Below are 12,199 nucleotides of genomic sequence, written 5' to 3' on the forward strand. Positions count from 1 at the left end.
TCCTCAATAAGCGGGGAGAGATTTCTCCCCGCAGGGTGACACATATTACTTATATAGCGGGCCGAAGCTGGCACAAGCTCTGTAATCCTGCCCTTCCTGATCCTGACCGAATGCACTCCAGGTATGAGGACGGAAAATATCCTTACCCTCAACGTTATGCATGGAAACAGGAATACGCAGCATAGCGGCCAGAGTAATCAGATCGGCACCAACATGACCATAGGTAATTACACAGTGGTTCGCCCCCCAGTTGGCCATGACCGAATAAACATCCTTAAAGGCACCTTCCCCGGTCAGGCGCGGAACAAACCAGGTTGTCGGCCATGTCGGGTTGGTTCTTTCATTCAGGGTATTATGCACCTCTTCAGGCAGTGTAACAGAGTGGCCTTCGGCAATCTGAAGCACAGGCCCGATACCTTTAATAATATTGATTCTGTGCATAGTAAACGGCATATCACCGTGAGTAAGGAAGTTAGATGAGTAACCGCCCCCTCTGAAATACTCCGTAATCGCCGGTGGCCAGACCGTCGCTTCCAGACAACGCTGAGCCTCTTCCACTTTCAGATCCCAGTGAGGTTTCATCACATGCTGACCTTCACTGTCTGTTGCTTCACCACTGCCATCAAGGGCAGCAGAACCTGAGTTCACCAGATGAATAAAGCCGGACTCCGGACGATGGCCAGTTACCCTCTGAACAGAGTCCTGCGACCAGTATGTACGAACATCACAGAATACCTGAGCCTGACCTGTCAGCATCTTGCCGAAAAGCATATCAACACCGTTCAGACTGTCATTCTCTGTGGCGATAGCAAAAGGTTCGCGTATCCCGTTCCAGTCAAATGAAGAGTTAAGTATCGCCTCACTGAAATCGCCATTTGGTAAATGATCTGTCCAGTGACGCTGCCCCTGAAAACCACCCACAATAGCGTTGTGTCCCTGAGCTTCCTCGGCAAAACCCAACTCAGCCAGCTTAGAGTTGCCCTGCATAAGGTCACGCATAATCATGGTCATCTTAACCACAGTTTGCCAGTCCTCTTCCTTACGGCCACTTTCAAGAGGAACATCATTGTAGTCTTTACCTTCAGGGCAGTTTTCTTTGGTCCACGACAAAGCTAGCTCTAGCTCCTCTTTATCGTAGATTTCACGATCCAGACGGCGCTTAATCTCTGTCATATCCACATATTCGTTACGCATACCCAGATAGTGCTGGAAGAAACTCTGATCCACCACTGAACCGGCAATACCCATAGAGACAGACCCCATCGACAGATAAGATTTACCTTTGATAGAGGCCACCGTCAGACCTGCGCGGCAAAAACGCAGAACCTTATCCTGAACATCTGCCGGAATAGAGCTGTCATCAGCGTCCTGAACTTCTTCACCGTAGATGGAAAACGCTGGTAAGCCGAGCTGAGAATGCCCAGCCATTGCAGCAGCAAGATAAACCGCTCCCGGACGTTCCGTACCGTTGAAACCCCAAATGGCCTTAGGCATATGAGGATCCATATCAATGGTTTCAGTACCGTAACACCAACACGGAGTAACCGTGATGGTCAGGCCGACATTAGCCAACTTAAACTGCTCTGCACAGGCTGCGGCTTCAGCAACACCACCAATGGCAGAGTTAGCTATTACACATTCAACAAACTGCCCGGAAACATGACGTACATTTTCTTCAATAAAACGGGCAAGATTCCTCGCCATATTCATCGTCTGAGCTTCTAATGACTCACGAACACCCTGACGACGCCCGTCAATCGTCGGGCGAATACCTATTTTGATTAAGTTACTCATCATTTTTACTCTTGTTTAATACTCAATTAAATTGCCAAGTCTTTATTCAGTCTCAGATTCAGGCTGCACGAATCCTTACTCTTTAGCGCAAGCTATAGAGCCGAATATAAAAACGGTTACTTTCTACTAATTATTTTTTATTTACGAATTAGATATCAAAATATCTAAATCGGTAAAATCACATATTTTAAGTAAGCTTTTCTTATTTCTCTTACTTTTATCAGCTAACAATATCGAAGTTTCCGACGATTTAATAAACTCGCCTTTGATATCGTAATTGTACTCGTTGGAGTCCCACACACTGCCGGTTTCTTCAAAGCCTGAGCAGGAGATAAAACAGAGATCCAGTGACATTTCTGATAAAGCATTTTTTGTTAACATGCCATAGAAGGCTTTGTACTTCTCGGAATAGAAGCCACCTAAGCATATGATAGTAATGTTTCTTTTCCCGCTAAGTACATTGATGTTATTCACTGAGTTAGTGACAACAGTACACTCAATATCCGGCATAGCCTGTGCCACATGCCAGCTGGAAGAGCTGGCGTCTAAGCCGATTACCGCACCTTTATAAATATAAGAAAGGGCTTTTTCTACCAGATGCTTTTTGTCATCAATATTATTTGATGCTCTTTTATTAAATGATGTTCCTTCATCTTTATATTCTTTACAGACTGCACCACCATGAACCCGGATTAATTCACCTTTATCATCAAGTCTTTTTAAATCTCTTCTTATAGTTTCTAAAGAAACATCTAACTCTTCAGATAACTCATGGACAGAGACTTTCCCCACCTTAGAAATAACACTTAAAATATAGGAGGCTCTTGATAAAGTCTGCATATTAAATTTCCCTTTTTTGTCGACAAGAAAATAGTAGTTGATTGAGGGCAAGAGATAATGAGATCTATCTCACATCAATTTTGCCCCTGCCCGTTATTGACCGAAAATGGTGATAATCCACACAAAAAAACGGGCATCCTCTGTGTGTTTTTTGTTCTCATAGAAGATAACAGTAATAAACGGCACAGCAATACATGACTCCGGCGCAACAGCTTTGCTATTATCACTCACCCTTTTTACGCACCCCACAGTAGAAACAGTCATGAGCAACTTAACGCCGCAACAAGAAACAGCACTTTCCACCTTTAAAAGCAATATCCACCTGCCGGGCGGCGGCTTTCACAAGCTGATTATTGACCTCTGTAAAGAGTACCAGTTGCCGTTTCAGAAGGTGAGAACTCAGCTAATGAAAGCTCAGTCTGCTATTGAAAAGAGCATTAAAGCGTCTGATTCAGAGTTAACGGAACAACAAGTTAGTCAGGCTTACTGGATTGAGAGCATCCGTGAGCGTTTGGCTGAACTGGCGAAAGGTAATCAACCAATTATGGACACCATTACGAGCGATAGTGATTATCAGCAGGCAATAGCTCTACTCACCAAAGCGGAGCTTTCTGAGGATGAAAAGCTACAAATCAGTGATCTGCTGGCACAAGTTTATGAAATGAAAGTCTATAAACCCCTTAAAGCCATGCTGCACACCACCATTCTTTACTGGAAACTAAAAGATGATCTCTATCTGATGAGCGACGAACTTCGTACGGTTTTCAATGAATACCCGCAGCATATGCACGCCACAGAGCATCTACTTTCTCTCTATAAAGATTCCCTATCCAAATAATGCATTTTCGCTGGTTAACCTGTTTCTAATTAATATGTTAACCATTTATGTTGAGTAAATGTTTGCGTGCGTTTAATCAGTAAAAGCCTTGCTATTCCTGCAGCGATTGTTTTTAAAAATTGACTTAACTCAATAAAAACTAACGGCTAATCAGAAATAGTGTCTGCCAGAAAAAGTGCTTAGGTGCATATCTATGATGTGTTGATCCTTCGCACAAATAAATACTCGTTGGGCTGATTTCCCGGCTGATTTGATTAAACAAGGAACAAACGATGAAACTTAAAACTCTTGCAGCGCTAACTGCTATGACAATGGCGTCTACGGCTTATGCTGACGTTACAGTAAAAGAAACTAACAGCTTCCAGGATGCAGCTAAAAAAGTTGAGCAACTGATTAAAGCAGGCGGCAACCCACTTGTAGTTATCGATATCGACAACACCCTTCTGACTTCTACTTCAGACCTTGGTGGCGATATCTGGTATCAGTGGCAACGCGGCAAGCTGGATGTTAAACCATCGGCTGAAGATAAAGTTGACTGTCTGTTCCAGGACTCTATCGGCCTTCTTTATGAATTGGTTCCTCAGAAGCTGATCGAAGAGAAAACACCTGCAACAGTTAAAGCATGGCAAGAGAAAGGTGCAACAGTATTTGCACTGACTTCCCGCTCTCCTAACTACCGTGCGGCAACTGAGCGTGAAATGATCCGTAACGGTTTCGACATGACCACTACAGCACTTAAAGAGAAAGGTTCTGACGAGCTTCCTGTTTACAAAGCTAAGCCAAAGAGAGATCTGACTTACATCAACGGTATTATGATGACTACCGGTATGAACAAAGGCACTATGCTTGACTTTATGCTGGACAAAACTGGCCAGAAGTTCGACAACATCGTATTTATCGATGACAGCAAGAAAAACGTAGTAAACATGGAAAAAGCATACAAAGACGACAAGTCTGTTGATATGACTATCTTCCATTACACTAAAGTTGAGCACGACCGTATTGCTGCTAACGGCGCGGTACTGACTCAGGCTCAGGCTGACAAAATGGCAAGCGACTGGAAAGAGCTGAACGTCACTCTGGACAAGATTGCTCCTGCACGTATCGGTGATACTTGCCTTGGTCAGTAATGGCTGAACAGTTTTAACTGATTGATTAAAACGCTCCTACATGGAGCGTTTTTTTATGCCTGCCAAATCTACTTACCCTCTGATTTCATCGGTTCTTGACTACACTGAAGGTAGTAATATCAGTTCTGACACATCAGGAAACCGGATGGCAGCAAACAAAAACAAAGCAATTTATATTTCCCCGAGATCGAAACGAAACCGGCTGACACTGGTTCTGTCGGGCGGAATTCTGTTGCTGATCAGTTTTGTGGCGAATCTGGCTATGGGACAAGAAAATCAGGCCATTGTTCTGGTACTTGTATTTGCCTGCTTTATCGTCACCCTTATCGGTGTGCTTAAGTTTCTTGAACCCAATAATAGCTTTTATATTACTCCTGAGTTCTTGCGCTTTTACCACCGAAGCGGCCGCTGGCAACTGCGCTGGCAGGATATTGTCCGCTTTGGTGAGCTTAAACTGCGCCAGATGGACGGTGATCTGACACTGCCCTACCTTGGTATTAAGCTGTATAACCTTGAACATATCGCCCGCAATATCTCGCCACGCTTAGCTAACCGGCTGATACATGAGCAAAAAGAGCTAATCACCATAGCTATAAAACGGCAGGAGATTGAGTTTAAGGAAGGCATTATCCATTTTGAGCCTTACATCATTAAAGACACTGCGTTTGAAGGACCTATAGGAGCATGGCTTTATCATACGGAAGCCCTGAACAAAGCTTATGGCTTCCATCTGTTTATTCCGGAAAGTAGCTTAGACAGGGAGCCGGAAGAGTTTCTGGCGCTGCTGAAAGAGTGCCATGAGTATGTGCGGGTAAACGGCTAAGAAAGCAACAACTTTTAACTAATTAAGACAGGCTTCACTAAATCTCAAGCCAATCACAGCAACTCAACTATTTACGAAAAAAATATATAAACAAAAATCATTGTATGAAATCTATAACTAAGCCTAAGTAGTTATTCTTAGTTGTGCTTCAGACTTTGTCATCAGGCAAATATCGAAAAGCAAACCCTCCGCGCCAAGGATGGGTTTACGCATGTTTGTGTTCGATATTTGCCAAAGTGACGCATATTCTGGAACAGTTATTTAGACCGTAACTTTTTCTTACATTTTCTCTCTCAATAATTCTCTATTTTTCGATATCACTCGAACAAATACGCTACACACCACGACAAATAAATGCGATTGATTATCATTTGCGAAAAGTACAGAGGGCTCGGCATGATTTACTATGATTTAATTTTGCTTCTATTTATGTTGGTACATTACTACATTGTAAGTGAGCACTTGCTTAGTGATAAACGTGCCTTAAATAAAATCAAAGCATATTTGGTAACCGTGTATCTGCTAATAGCCTTTGTTCAGAAAATCTCACTACTTATGTTATTTATAGTTCCTCTATTATTGCTAGCGGATTCAGTAGTCTTATGGGGCATAAAAAACAACAGACCTACATTTATTAAGAACAAATCAGAGTTCGTAGAAGGGATAAATATGGGGTTTATCTGGCCGATGACACTGCACTTTGTTAAAAACTGTTAGCTTCAGGCATACGAAAATAGCAAAGTTTACTACTGCCTAAAGCTCTAGCCATCTGTTACTTTCTCGATAAACAGCACCAGCTCCCCTACATGAAAACCCCATTTAGACATATCGGTTTTATTAAATAAGCGCTTTTCATCCATCAGGAACATCCAGTCATCCAACTTAATGTCATATACGGTGCCATCTACCGGGATCTGTAGATCATACTGCCAGTAAAGTACTGAGCCTTCCGTTGTTCCACTGGCTATGCCCACCACATCATCTGCACGGCCTGAATAACGGTTTTCTGCCAGCTTTTCTAAATACCAGACACGGGTCTGTTTCTCACCGTCATCATACTCAAACCACTCTTCCAGCTTACCGCTGTTACCCTGCCAGCTTCCCAGCAGCTTAGCCTCGAAGCGGCGTATCAGGTTGCCGGAGCGATCCAGTACCATGCCGTAGGCGCGAAGTTCTCCGTCAAAGAACTTCTCCAGTTTCAGCTCTGGTTCTGTGCCTTTGTGGGCTGGAAGACTTGCCCCACCACAGGCGGTCAGCATCAATACTGCACAAGCTATTAGCCATTTTTTCATCGCGCTAACCCCAGTAGTTTTTTGCGAAGTTTCGGTGCAGAGGTCTTTTCCGACAGCCAGATAGAGAGAAATGCATCAGCAAAGCTGGTGTCATTAATGGCGCCAATAAAGCCATCGTTAAAGTAAAACCGGCTCTCACCGCCCGACTTCACCACCAACGTCAATGTCTGACCCGGTTCCACATCCGGCCAGAGGGTGTTGAGGGGAGCTGCCCATTTAGCAATATCTGATTTGGAATAACCAAGGTGCTGCCACTGATCTATGGTTGCATCCACCAGATCCTGACTGTCGATGGATTTCAGATAGCGAATTTTCAGCGCCTGTTTGCTGACATTCCCGTCTTGCTCACTGACAGTGCCGCGATAATACTGGGCATGGTAAAGGGTCCAGAACAGATAGTTCATTTCGCCTTCGCCAACCTTGTTTAGTTGTGCCACAGGCGAAGCCATAACCCCGCCCGATAGCAGGCAAAACAGAAGAAAAAAGATTGATTTATACATGGTTCACCTCCCGGCAAAAGCCCGGCTGTGTTAGAAAATGTGACGTTTAAGGGTAACAAACAGTGGCAGCAGGCAGCCCCACACCAGCATCAGTGAGAGCCACACAGCCGCGTCTGACATTAAGGGATCGAGCACACCCGCTTTGATTCCTCCCCAATAGCTGCTGGCTCCACCGAGGGCGCCAATCAGTACAAGGGTTAATAGCGAGCGGTTATCCAGCCAGCTTAAACCGTGATTCAGGCTGATAAGGAACATAGCCCACAACAGCAACAACCAGAGTGGGAAGAAGCTCTCCCCGGCGCTGAACACCCCAAGTTCAAGTTGAATTTTGTCTGCCAGAATGCCGATTGGCAGCAGCAGTAACAACAGTAAATCCTTTCGGCGGCTGGGTGATAACATAAAATGCAGTGCCAGCAGTAAAGGCATCACCAATGCCGCGTACTCAGTAAAAAAGGCAGCACACAACCAGCAGGCCTGAAACAGTATCAGGTTAGTAATCCAGAATCGTTTCATCGTTCTGTCCCCGGAACCTCGGCTTTCTCGCCACCAGATGATGGGTGCTGACTGCTCTTTGCAGAAAAGCCCCCTCACAGTAGCAGAGATAAAATAGCCACAGTCGTTTAAAGGTATCGCTGTAACCCAGCTCTACCAGTTGATGCCACTGCTGTTCAAAGGTGACCCGCCAGTCATGCAAAGTACGAGCATAATGCAGGCCGATATCATCTATCTCATCTACTACCAGATCAGTCTGCTGAGCCAGTTGCTGTGTCATTACCGCAACGGATGGCAGGCAGCCTCCGGGGAAGATGTATTTCTGGATAAAGTCCATATTCTGCCGGTAAGTTTCATAACGGCTGTCAGCGATGGTAATGGACTGAATCAGCATTTTTCCGTGTGGTTTCAGCAAGTCTGAACACTGGCGGAAAAAGGTAGAAAGGTACTCATGACCAACCGCTTCAATCATCTCAACGGAAACCAGCTTGTCGAAACGGCCGCTCAGCTTGCGGTAATCTTTTTTCAGTAAGGTGATTTGATTATCCAGCCCCAGAGCTTCAATTTTTGCTTTAGCGTAATCATGCTGAGCATCCGATATGGTTGTTGTGGTGACGCGACAGCCGTAGTTTTGCGCCATATAGATAGCCAGTCCGCCCCAGCCTGTACCGATTTCCACCACATGATCCTGCTCCGACAGCTCCAGCCGTTCACAGATGGTTTTCATCTTCAGTTGCTGAGCCTGATCAAGGCTTAAAGCATCTTCACTATAAATGGCGCAGGAGTACTGCATGGCCGGGTCAAGAAAGCGGCTGTAAAGCTCGTTGCCCAGATCATAGTGAGCCAGAATATTACGCTTTGAACCTTGTTCAGTATTGGCGTCCTTTTTCTTCTGAAACAGGCGCTTAATCTTACTAATCCAGCGCACTTTCTGCTCGATCTTATCCAGTTGCCACTGGTTTCGCGCCATCACTTCCACGACGGCTGTCAAATCAGGGCTGGTCCATTTGCCGTCAATAAAGGCTTCCGCTCCACCTATGCTGCCGTCGCGAATCACATCCTGATAAAAACTCTCATCATGAACCACTATGGTTCCCCTAAGCTGTGCCTCACGCTCACCAAAATAACTATGCTCATTGCCTTCAACAATCTCAATACAGGCATCTTCCAGTTGGTTAAGCAGCATAAAAATCATTGTCCGGTACTTAGCATTTGGCTTGTAATGAGAACCTGAGTTTGACTGAGCACTTTGTCCCGTCAGGGTATCATTCTGTTTTACTATGCGTTCCATGTGAGCCTCACTTATATCTTTGCAATGATTGTTTTTATTCGGTTCCGGGTCTGGAATCGGGGTGCGACACAAACGGCACTTTTTTCATAAACAGCTTTAGTGCCTGCCAGTAAATTCCGGATACTATTTTGGTGGTCATCAGCGGGATGGCGCAGAGGGTGCGAACCAGTTCACGGCTACTGAATTCTCTTTTGCTCAGAGCCAGCGTTGCATCAAATACTTTCTGGTCAGTGTGATTTTCAATGTGAACCAGAGTTCGTCTGTCGGGTGGGGTAATTCTCCAGTGGTAAGTCATGGCCATATCCATAAATGGCGAAACATGAAAGGCCTTTTCCACTGTCATTTTTGATCCCATTTCCACCAGATAGTAGTGCCTCTCCCGCCACGGTGTATTACTCACTTCAGCCAACATATAACGGCACTCTCCTGACCCGGAGTAACAGAAGTAGCAGTTGATCGGACTGAAATAGAGCCCGAAACAGCGTGCCTGTACTAACATAATTACCCGGTTATTCACTGACCACTCTCCGCCTAGCTGAGAAACTTTATGACCAATACGCTGTTTCAGGCTGCCGGGTTCACTTTTCAGGTAATCTTTTTCGTTAAAACGGATCGGGTTAAACCAGCGAAAGCCGAACACAGCGCTACGTCGGCTAATTTGAGCAAGCTCATCGGGGTCGATAGCCAGCATATAGAGCTGATAACTGAACTGATGTTCGATATCGCCAAAGCGGCGGTGGCGGACATCTCCCCAGTAGATACCACTATGCTCTTGCTTATTGCCGGCGGGGGTCATAATGAACACCCAAACCGCTGAGTAACATCAAGGGCGCTGCGTACCCCATCTTCATGGAAGCCGTTATACCAGTAGGCTCCGACAAAGTGGCAGCCGCGCTGTCCGCAGATTAACTCACGCTTTTTCTGGGCGCTGACACTGCTCTCATCAAGTACCGGATGGTGATAAACAAAGCGTTGAATAATCTTGCCCGGGTCGATAGATGCCATCTGGTTTAGGGTCACACAGAAGGTGTGCTTACTGTTCAGCCCCTGCAAAATGTTCATATTGTAAGTCACACAGGACGGACGCTTAAGATCGCCATCAAGGCGGTAGTTCCAGCTTGCCCATGCCAGTTCTCTGTCGGGAAGAAGACCGGTATCTGTATGCAGCACCACTTCGTTACGGCTGTAAGGAATAGCCGATAGTACCGCCTTTTCATCCTCGGTAGGGTCCAGCAGCAGCTCCAGAGCCTCGGTAGAGTGACAGGCCATAATCACTTCATCGAACTGCTGAACCGTATCATCGGCCATAACCAGCTCAATACCGTTATCGACTCGTCTCACCCCACTAATACTTGCATTGGTAATAACCGACTTAGACAGGCGCTGCAAAATCTCATGTACATAACTTCGTGAACCACCGGGTACCACGAACCACTGAGGACGATCGGTAATATTGAGCAAACCGTGGTGGTAAAAGAACTGGATAAAAAACTTCAGCTCAAAGTTCTCCATCTCCTCCAGACTGGTAGACCAGATAGCCGCACCCATTGGCAGAATGTAGTGCTGACTGAAGAAGGAAGAAAATCCATAGGCAGAGAGAAAATCACCGAGGGTTGCCTTCTCTTCAATGTCGCTATCTCGGTATGCCGCCTTACACAGCCGGTTAAAACGCACTATTTCGAATATCAGCCGCCAGAAACGGGGGCTAAGCAGATTGCTGCGCTGAGCAAACAGGGAATTGATATCGTGCCCATTGTATTCAAACCCACTCTGACTGTTATGAACACTAAAGCTCATCTCCGTTTCCTGCTGATGGATTCCTAACTGAGAAAGCAGGCGGAGAAAGTTGGGGTAGGTTCTGTCATTAAACACAATAAAACCGGTATCAATGGCATGCTTCTCACCCTGATACTCTATGTCTACGGTGGCGGTATGTCCGCCAACATAGCTGTTCTTCTCGAACAGGGTGATATCGTATTGCTTATCTAACAGGTGTGCGCAAGTCAGGCCGGAGATACCGGAACCTATTATGGCTATTTTTTTCATCGTCAACTCATCCTGGTTGCTAATCGGTTCCAAACAGCGGAGGGAAGGAAGCTCAGGAACTTCATAATGACGATAAAGCGGGTCGGAAAACTGATATCCGACAACCCTTTATCAAGACCTGAAATAATGCTGTCTGCTGCTTCCCTGCAGCTGATAATCATGGGCATTTCAAAGGTGTTCTTATCGGTTAAGGGGGTTTCAACAAAACCGGGGTGTACCACGGTCACGTTAATGTTGTGCTTCTTCAGGTTGATTGCCAGTGTTTTACCCAGGTACGAGACTGCCGCCTTTGAAGAGCCGTAAGCTTCCGCTCTTGGCAGTGGCAGAAAACTTGCACTTGAACTTACCAGAACTAACCGTCCCCCAGAACGGATATGTTTTAACCATGTCTGTAAACTATAGCCTAATGAAACCAGATTGATATTAATCACCCTTTCAAACTTCCCGGCATCGAAATCAAGTGCATCATCGATATACTCACAATCACCGGCGTTAAGAATCACCATATCCAGTGGTTCAAAATCGTCTGATGGCTGAGGATAGTTTTATAATCGGTCAAATCGAAACATAGGGGCTCTACTTTGGCATGCTCGCTACGCAGCTGTTCCAGCTTTTCCCAGTTTCTTCCGCAGGCTAAAACCGTGTGTCCTGAATTTGCGTAACGGCTGGTCAGTTCCCTGCCGATGCCAGATGTGGCTCCGGTAATTAAAATTCTCATCAGTTGGCCGCCTTTCTCTTAACCGCTTTTATCATGGAGCCAAGCAGGGGAATGTGTTCATTAAATCATGCTACCCACATCAAGATAGTCACGGTGGAATATCACCAGATTATCTTTTGCCTTGAGGTGGGAATGCCCCTCAACCCTGACTGGATCTCCTCCGTTGAGCTTTTTATGGCGGAACACCATGGTCCAGTAGACCGAAGCCTCGTTGCCGGACTCTAAAACATGTTCAATATGAAAGTCGCACTGAAGAATATTGCTGTAACTCTGCTGAAAACTGTCCAGCAGTGCCGTGAAACCCTCTACCTGATGAAGAGGATCGATAAAGGTAACGTCAGGGTGGTATATGCTCTCCAGCGTCGCCAGGTTATCTGTACCCAGTTCACTGTAAACCTGTACAAATTTTTCTAACCATTCCGCCCGCTGCATATA

At 45.6% G+C, this 12,199-nt stretch carries 12 protein-coding genes and 1 pseudogene; 3 read left to right on the forward strand and 10 right to left on the reverse strand.

Annotated features, from left to right (window positions below; genetic code table 11):
- Window positions 1-45 precede the first annotated feature (45 nt).
- Complete coding sequence (locus tag PK654_RS22645) at window positions 46-1,794, reverse strand: L-fucose isomerase (RefSeq protein ID WP_271700747.1); 1,749 nt, start codon at window positions 1,792-1,794, stop codon at window positions 46-48.
- Between the two features lie 141 nt (window positions 1,795-1,935).
- Complete coding sequence (locus PK654_RS22650; RefSeq protein WP_271699785.1) at window positions 1,936-2,634, reverse strand: DeoR/GlpR family DNA-binding transcription regulator; 699 nt, start codon at window positions 2,632-2,634, stop codon at window positions 1,936-1,938.
- Between the two features lie 262 nt (window positions 2,635-2,896).
- Between PK654_RS22650 and PK654_RS22655 the strand changes: the two genes are divergently transcribed.
- The 3 genes from PK654_RS22655 to PK654_RS22665 all read left to right on the forward strand — a co-directional run bounded on the left by PK654_RS22655 (window position 2,897) and on the right by PK654_RS22665 (window position 5,425).
- Window positions 2,897-3,472 (forward strand): hypothetical protein, encoded by a 576-nt coding sequence (locus tag PK654_RS22655; protein ID WP_271699787.1) that lies wholly within the window; start codon window positions 2,897-2,899, stop codon window positions 3,470-3,472.
- Window positions 3,473-3,744: 272 nt separating this feature from the next.
- Window positions 3,745-4,602 carry a DUF2608 domain-containing protein gene (locus tag PK654_RS22660; protein ID WP_271699788.1) on the forward strand — a complete coding sequence of 286 codons (858 nt, stop codon included), beginning with the start codon at window positions 3,745-3,747 and terminating at the stop codon, window positions 4,600-4,602.
- A 55-nt stretch (window positions 4,603-4,657) separates the two neighbouring features.
- The gene (locus PK654_RS22665) at window positions 4,658-5,425 is read left to right on the forward strand and encodes a DUF2982 domain-containing protein (RefSeq protein ID WP_271699789.1); all 768 of its coding nucleotides are present in this window, start codon (window positions 4,658-4,660) and stop codon (window positions 5,423-5,425) included.
- A gap of 761 nt (window positions 5,426-6,186) precedes the next feature.
- On the opposite strand, the gene PK654_RS22670 is transcribed toward PK654_RS22665, so the two are convergent.
- The 8 genes and pseudogenes from PK654_RS22670 to PK654_RS22705 form a co-directional block, all read right to left on the reverse strand.
- On the reverse strand, window positions 6,187-6,717 hold the full coding sequence (locus tag PK654_RS22670; RefSeq protein WP_271699790.1) for a DUF3833 domain-containing protein: 531 nt from the start codon (window positions 6,715-6,717) through the stop codon (window positions 6,187-6,189).
- Entirely contained in the window at window positions 6,714-7,217 is a 504-nt protein-coding gene (locus PK654_RS22675) for a chalcone isomerase family protein (RefSeq protein ID WP_271699791.1), read from the reverse strand. The genes PK654_RS22670 and PK654_RS22675 overlap by 4 nt, the downstream gene beginning before the upstream one ends.
- A 30-nt stretch (window positions 7,218-7,247) precedes the next feature.
- Window positions 7,248-7,730, reverse strand: coding sequence for a DUF2878 domain-containing protein (locus PK654_RS22680; RefSeq protein ID WP_271699792.1), 483 nt, complete (start codon window positions 7,728-7,730; stop codon window positions 7,248-7,250).
- The gene (locus PK654_RS22685) at window positions 7,708-9,000 is read right to left on the reverse strand and encodes an SAM-dependent methyltransferase (protein ID WP_271699794.1); all 1,293 of its coding nucleotides are present in this window, start codon (window positions 8,998-9,000) and stop codon (window positions 7,708-7,710) included. The genes PK654_RS22680 and PK654_RS22685 overlap by 23 nt, the downstream gene beginning before the upstream one ends.
- A 34-nt stretch (window positions 9,001-9,034) precedes the next feature.
- Complete coding sequence (locus PK654_RS22690; RefSeq protein ID WP_271699796.1) at window positions 9,035-9,796, reverse strand: DUF1365 domain-containing protein; 762 nt, start codon at window positions 9,794-9,796, stop codon at window positions 9,035-9,037.
- Window positions 9,793-11,046 (reverse strand): NAD(P)/FAD-dependent oxidoreductase, encoded by a 1,254-nt coding sequence (locus tag PK654_RS22695; protein WP_271699797.1) that lies wholly within the window; start codon window positions 11,044-11,046, stop codon window positions 9,793-9,795. Before PK654_RS22695 ends, PK654_RS22690 begins: the two co-directional genes overlap by 4 nt.
- Before the next feature lie 2 nt (window positions 11,047-11,048).
- Window positions 11,049-11,764 (reverse strand): annotated as a pseudogene (locus tag PK654_RS22700) (SDR family NAD(P)-dependent oxidoreductase).
- A gap of 60 nt (window positions 11,765-11,824) precedes the next feature.
- Window positions 11,825-12,196, reverse strand: a complete 372-nt coding sequence (locus PK654_RS22705) for a nuclear transport factor 2 family protein (protein WP_271699799.1) — start codon at window positions 12,194-12,196, stop codon at window positions 11,825-11,827.
- Window positions 12,197-12,199 lie beyond the last annotated feature (3 nt).

Origin of the sequence: Vibrio sp. SCSIO 43137, from assembly GCF_028201475.1 — a bacterium.
Taxonomy (GTDB): domain Bacteria; phylum Pseudomonadota; class Gammaproteobacteria; order Enterobacterales; family Vibrionaceae; genus Vibrio.

What these genes read in the sequence shown, in the direction of transcription:
- PK654_RS22695 (WP_271699797.1), bottom strand. Translation starts at nt 11,046, where the DNA reads ATGAAAAAAATAGCCATAATAGGTTCCGGTATCTCCGGCCTGACTTGC.
- PK654_RS22685 (WP_271699794.1), bottom strand. Translation starts at nt 9,000, where the DNA reads ATGGAACGCATAGTAAAACAGAATGATACCCTGACGGGACAAAGTGCT.
- PK654_RS22645 (WP_271700747.1), bottom strand. Translation starts at nt 1,794, where the DNA reads ATGAGTAACTTAATCAAAATAGGTATTCGCCCGACGATTGACGGGCGT.
- PK654_RS22655 (WP_271699787.1), top strand. Translation starts at nt 2,897, where the DNA reads ATGAGCAACTTAACGCCGCAACAAGAAACAGCACTTTCCACCTTTAAA.
- PK654_RS22660 (WP_271699788.1), top strand. Translation starts at nt 3,745, where the DNA reads ATGAAACTTAAAACTCTTGCAGCGCTAACTGCTATGACAATGGCGTCT.
- PK654_RS22690 (WP_271699796.1), bottom strand. Translation starts at nt 9,796, where the DNA reads ATGACCCCCGCCGGCAATAAGCAAGAGCATAGTGGTATCTACTGGGGA.
- PK654_RS22675 (WP_271699791.1), bottom strand. Translation starts at nt 7,217, where the DNA reads ATGTATAAATCAATCTTTTTTCTTCTGTTTTGCCTGCTATCGGGCGGG.
- PK654_RS22650 (WP_271699785.1), bottom strand. Translation starts at nt 2,634, where the DNA reads ATGCAGACTTTATCAAGAGCCTCCTATATTTTAAGTGTTATTTCTAAG.
- PK654_RS22670 (WP_271699790.1), bottom strand. Translation starts at nt 6,717, where the DNA reads ATGAAAAAATGGCTAATAGCTTGTGCAGTATTGATGCTGACCGCCTGT.
- PK654_RS22680 (WP_271699792.1), bottom strand. Translation starts at nt 7,730, where the DNA reads ATGAAACGATTCTGGATTACTAACCTGATACTGTTTCAGGCCTGCTGG.
- PK654_RS22665 (WP_271699789.1), top strand. Translation starts at nt 4,658, where the DNA reads ATGCCTGCCAAATCTACTTACCCTCTGATTTCATCGGTTCTTGACTAC.
- PK654_RS22705 (WP_271699799.1), bottom strand. Translation starts at nt 12,196, where the DNA reads ATGCAGCGGGCGGAATGGTTAGAAAAATTTGTACAGGTTTACAGTGAA.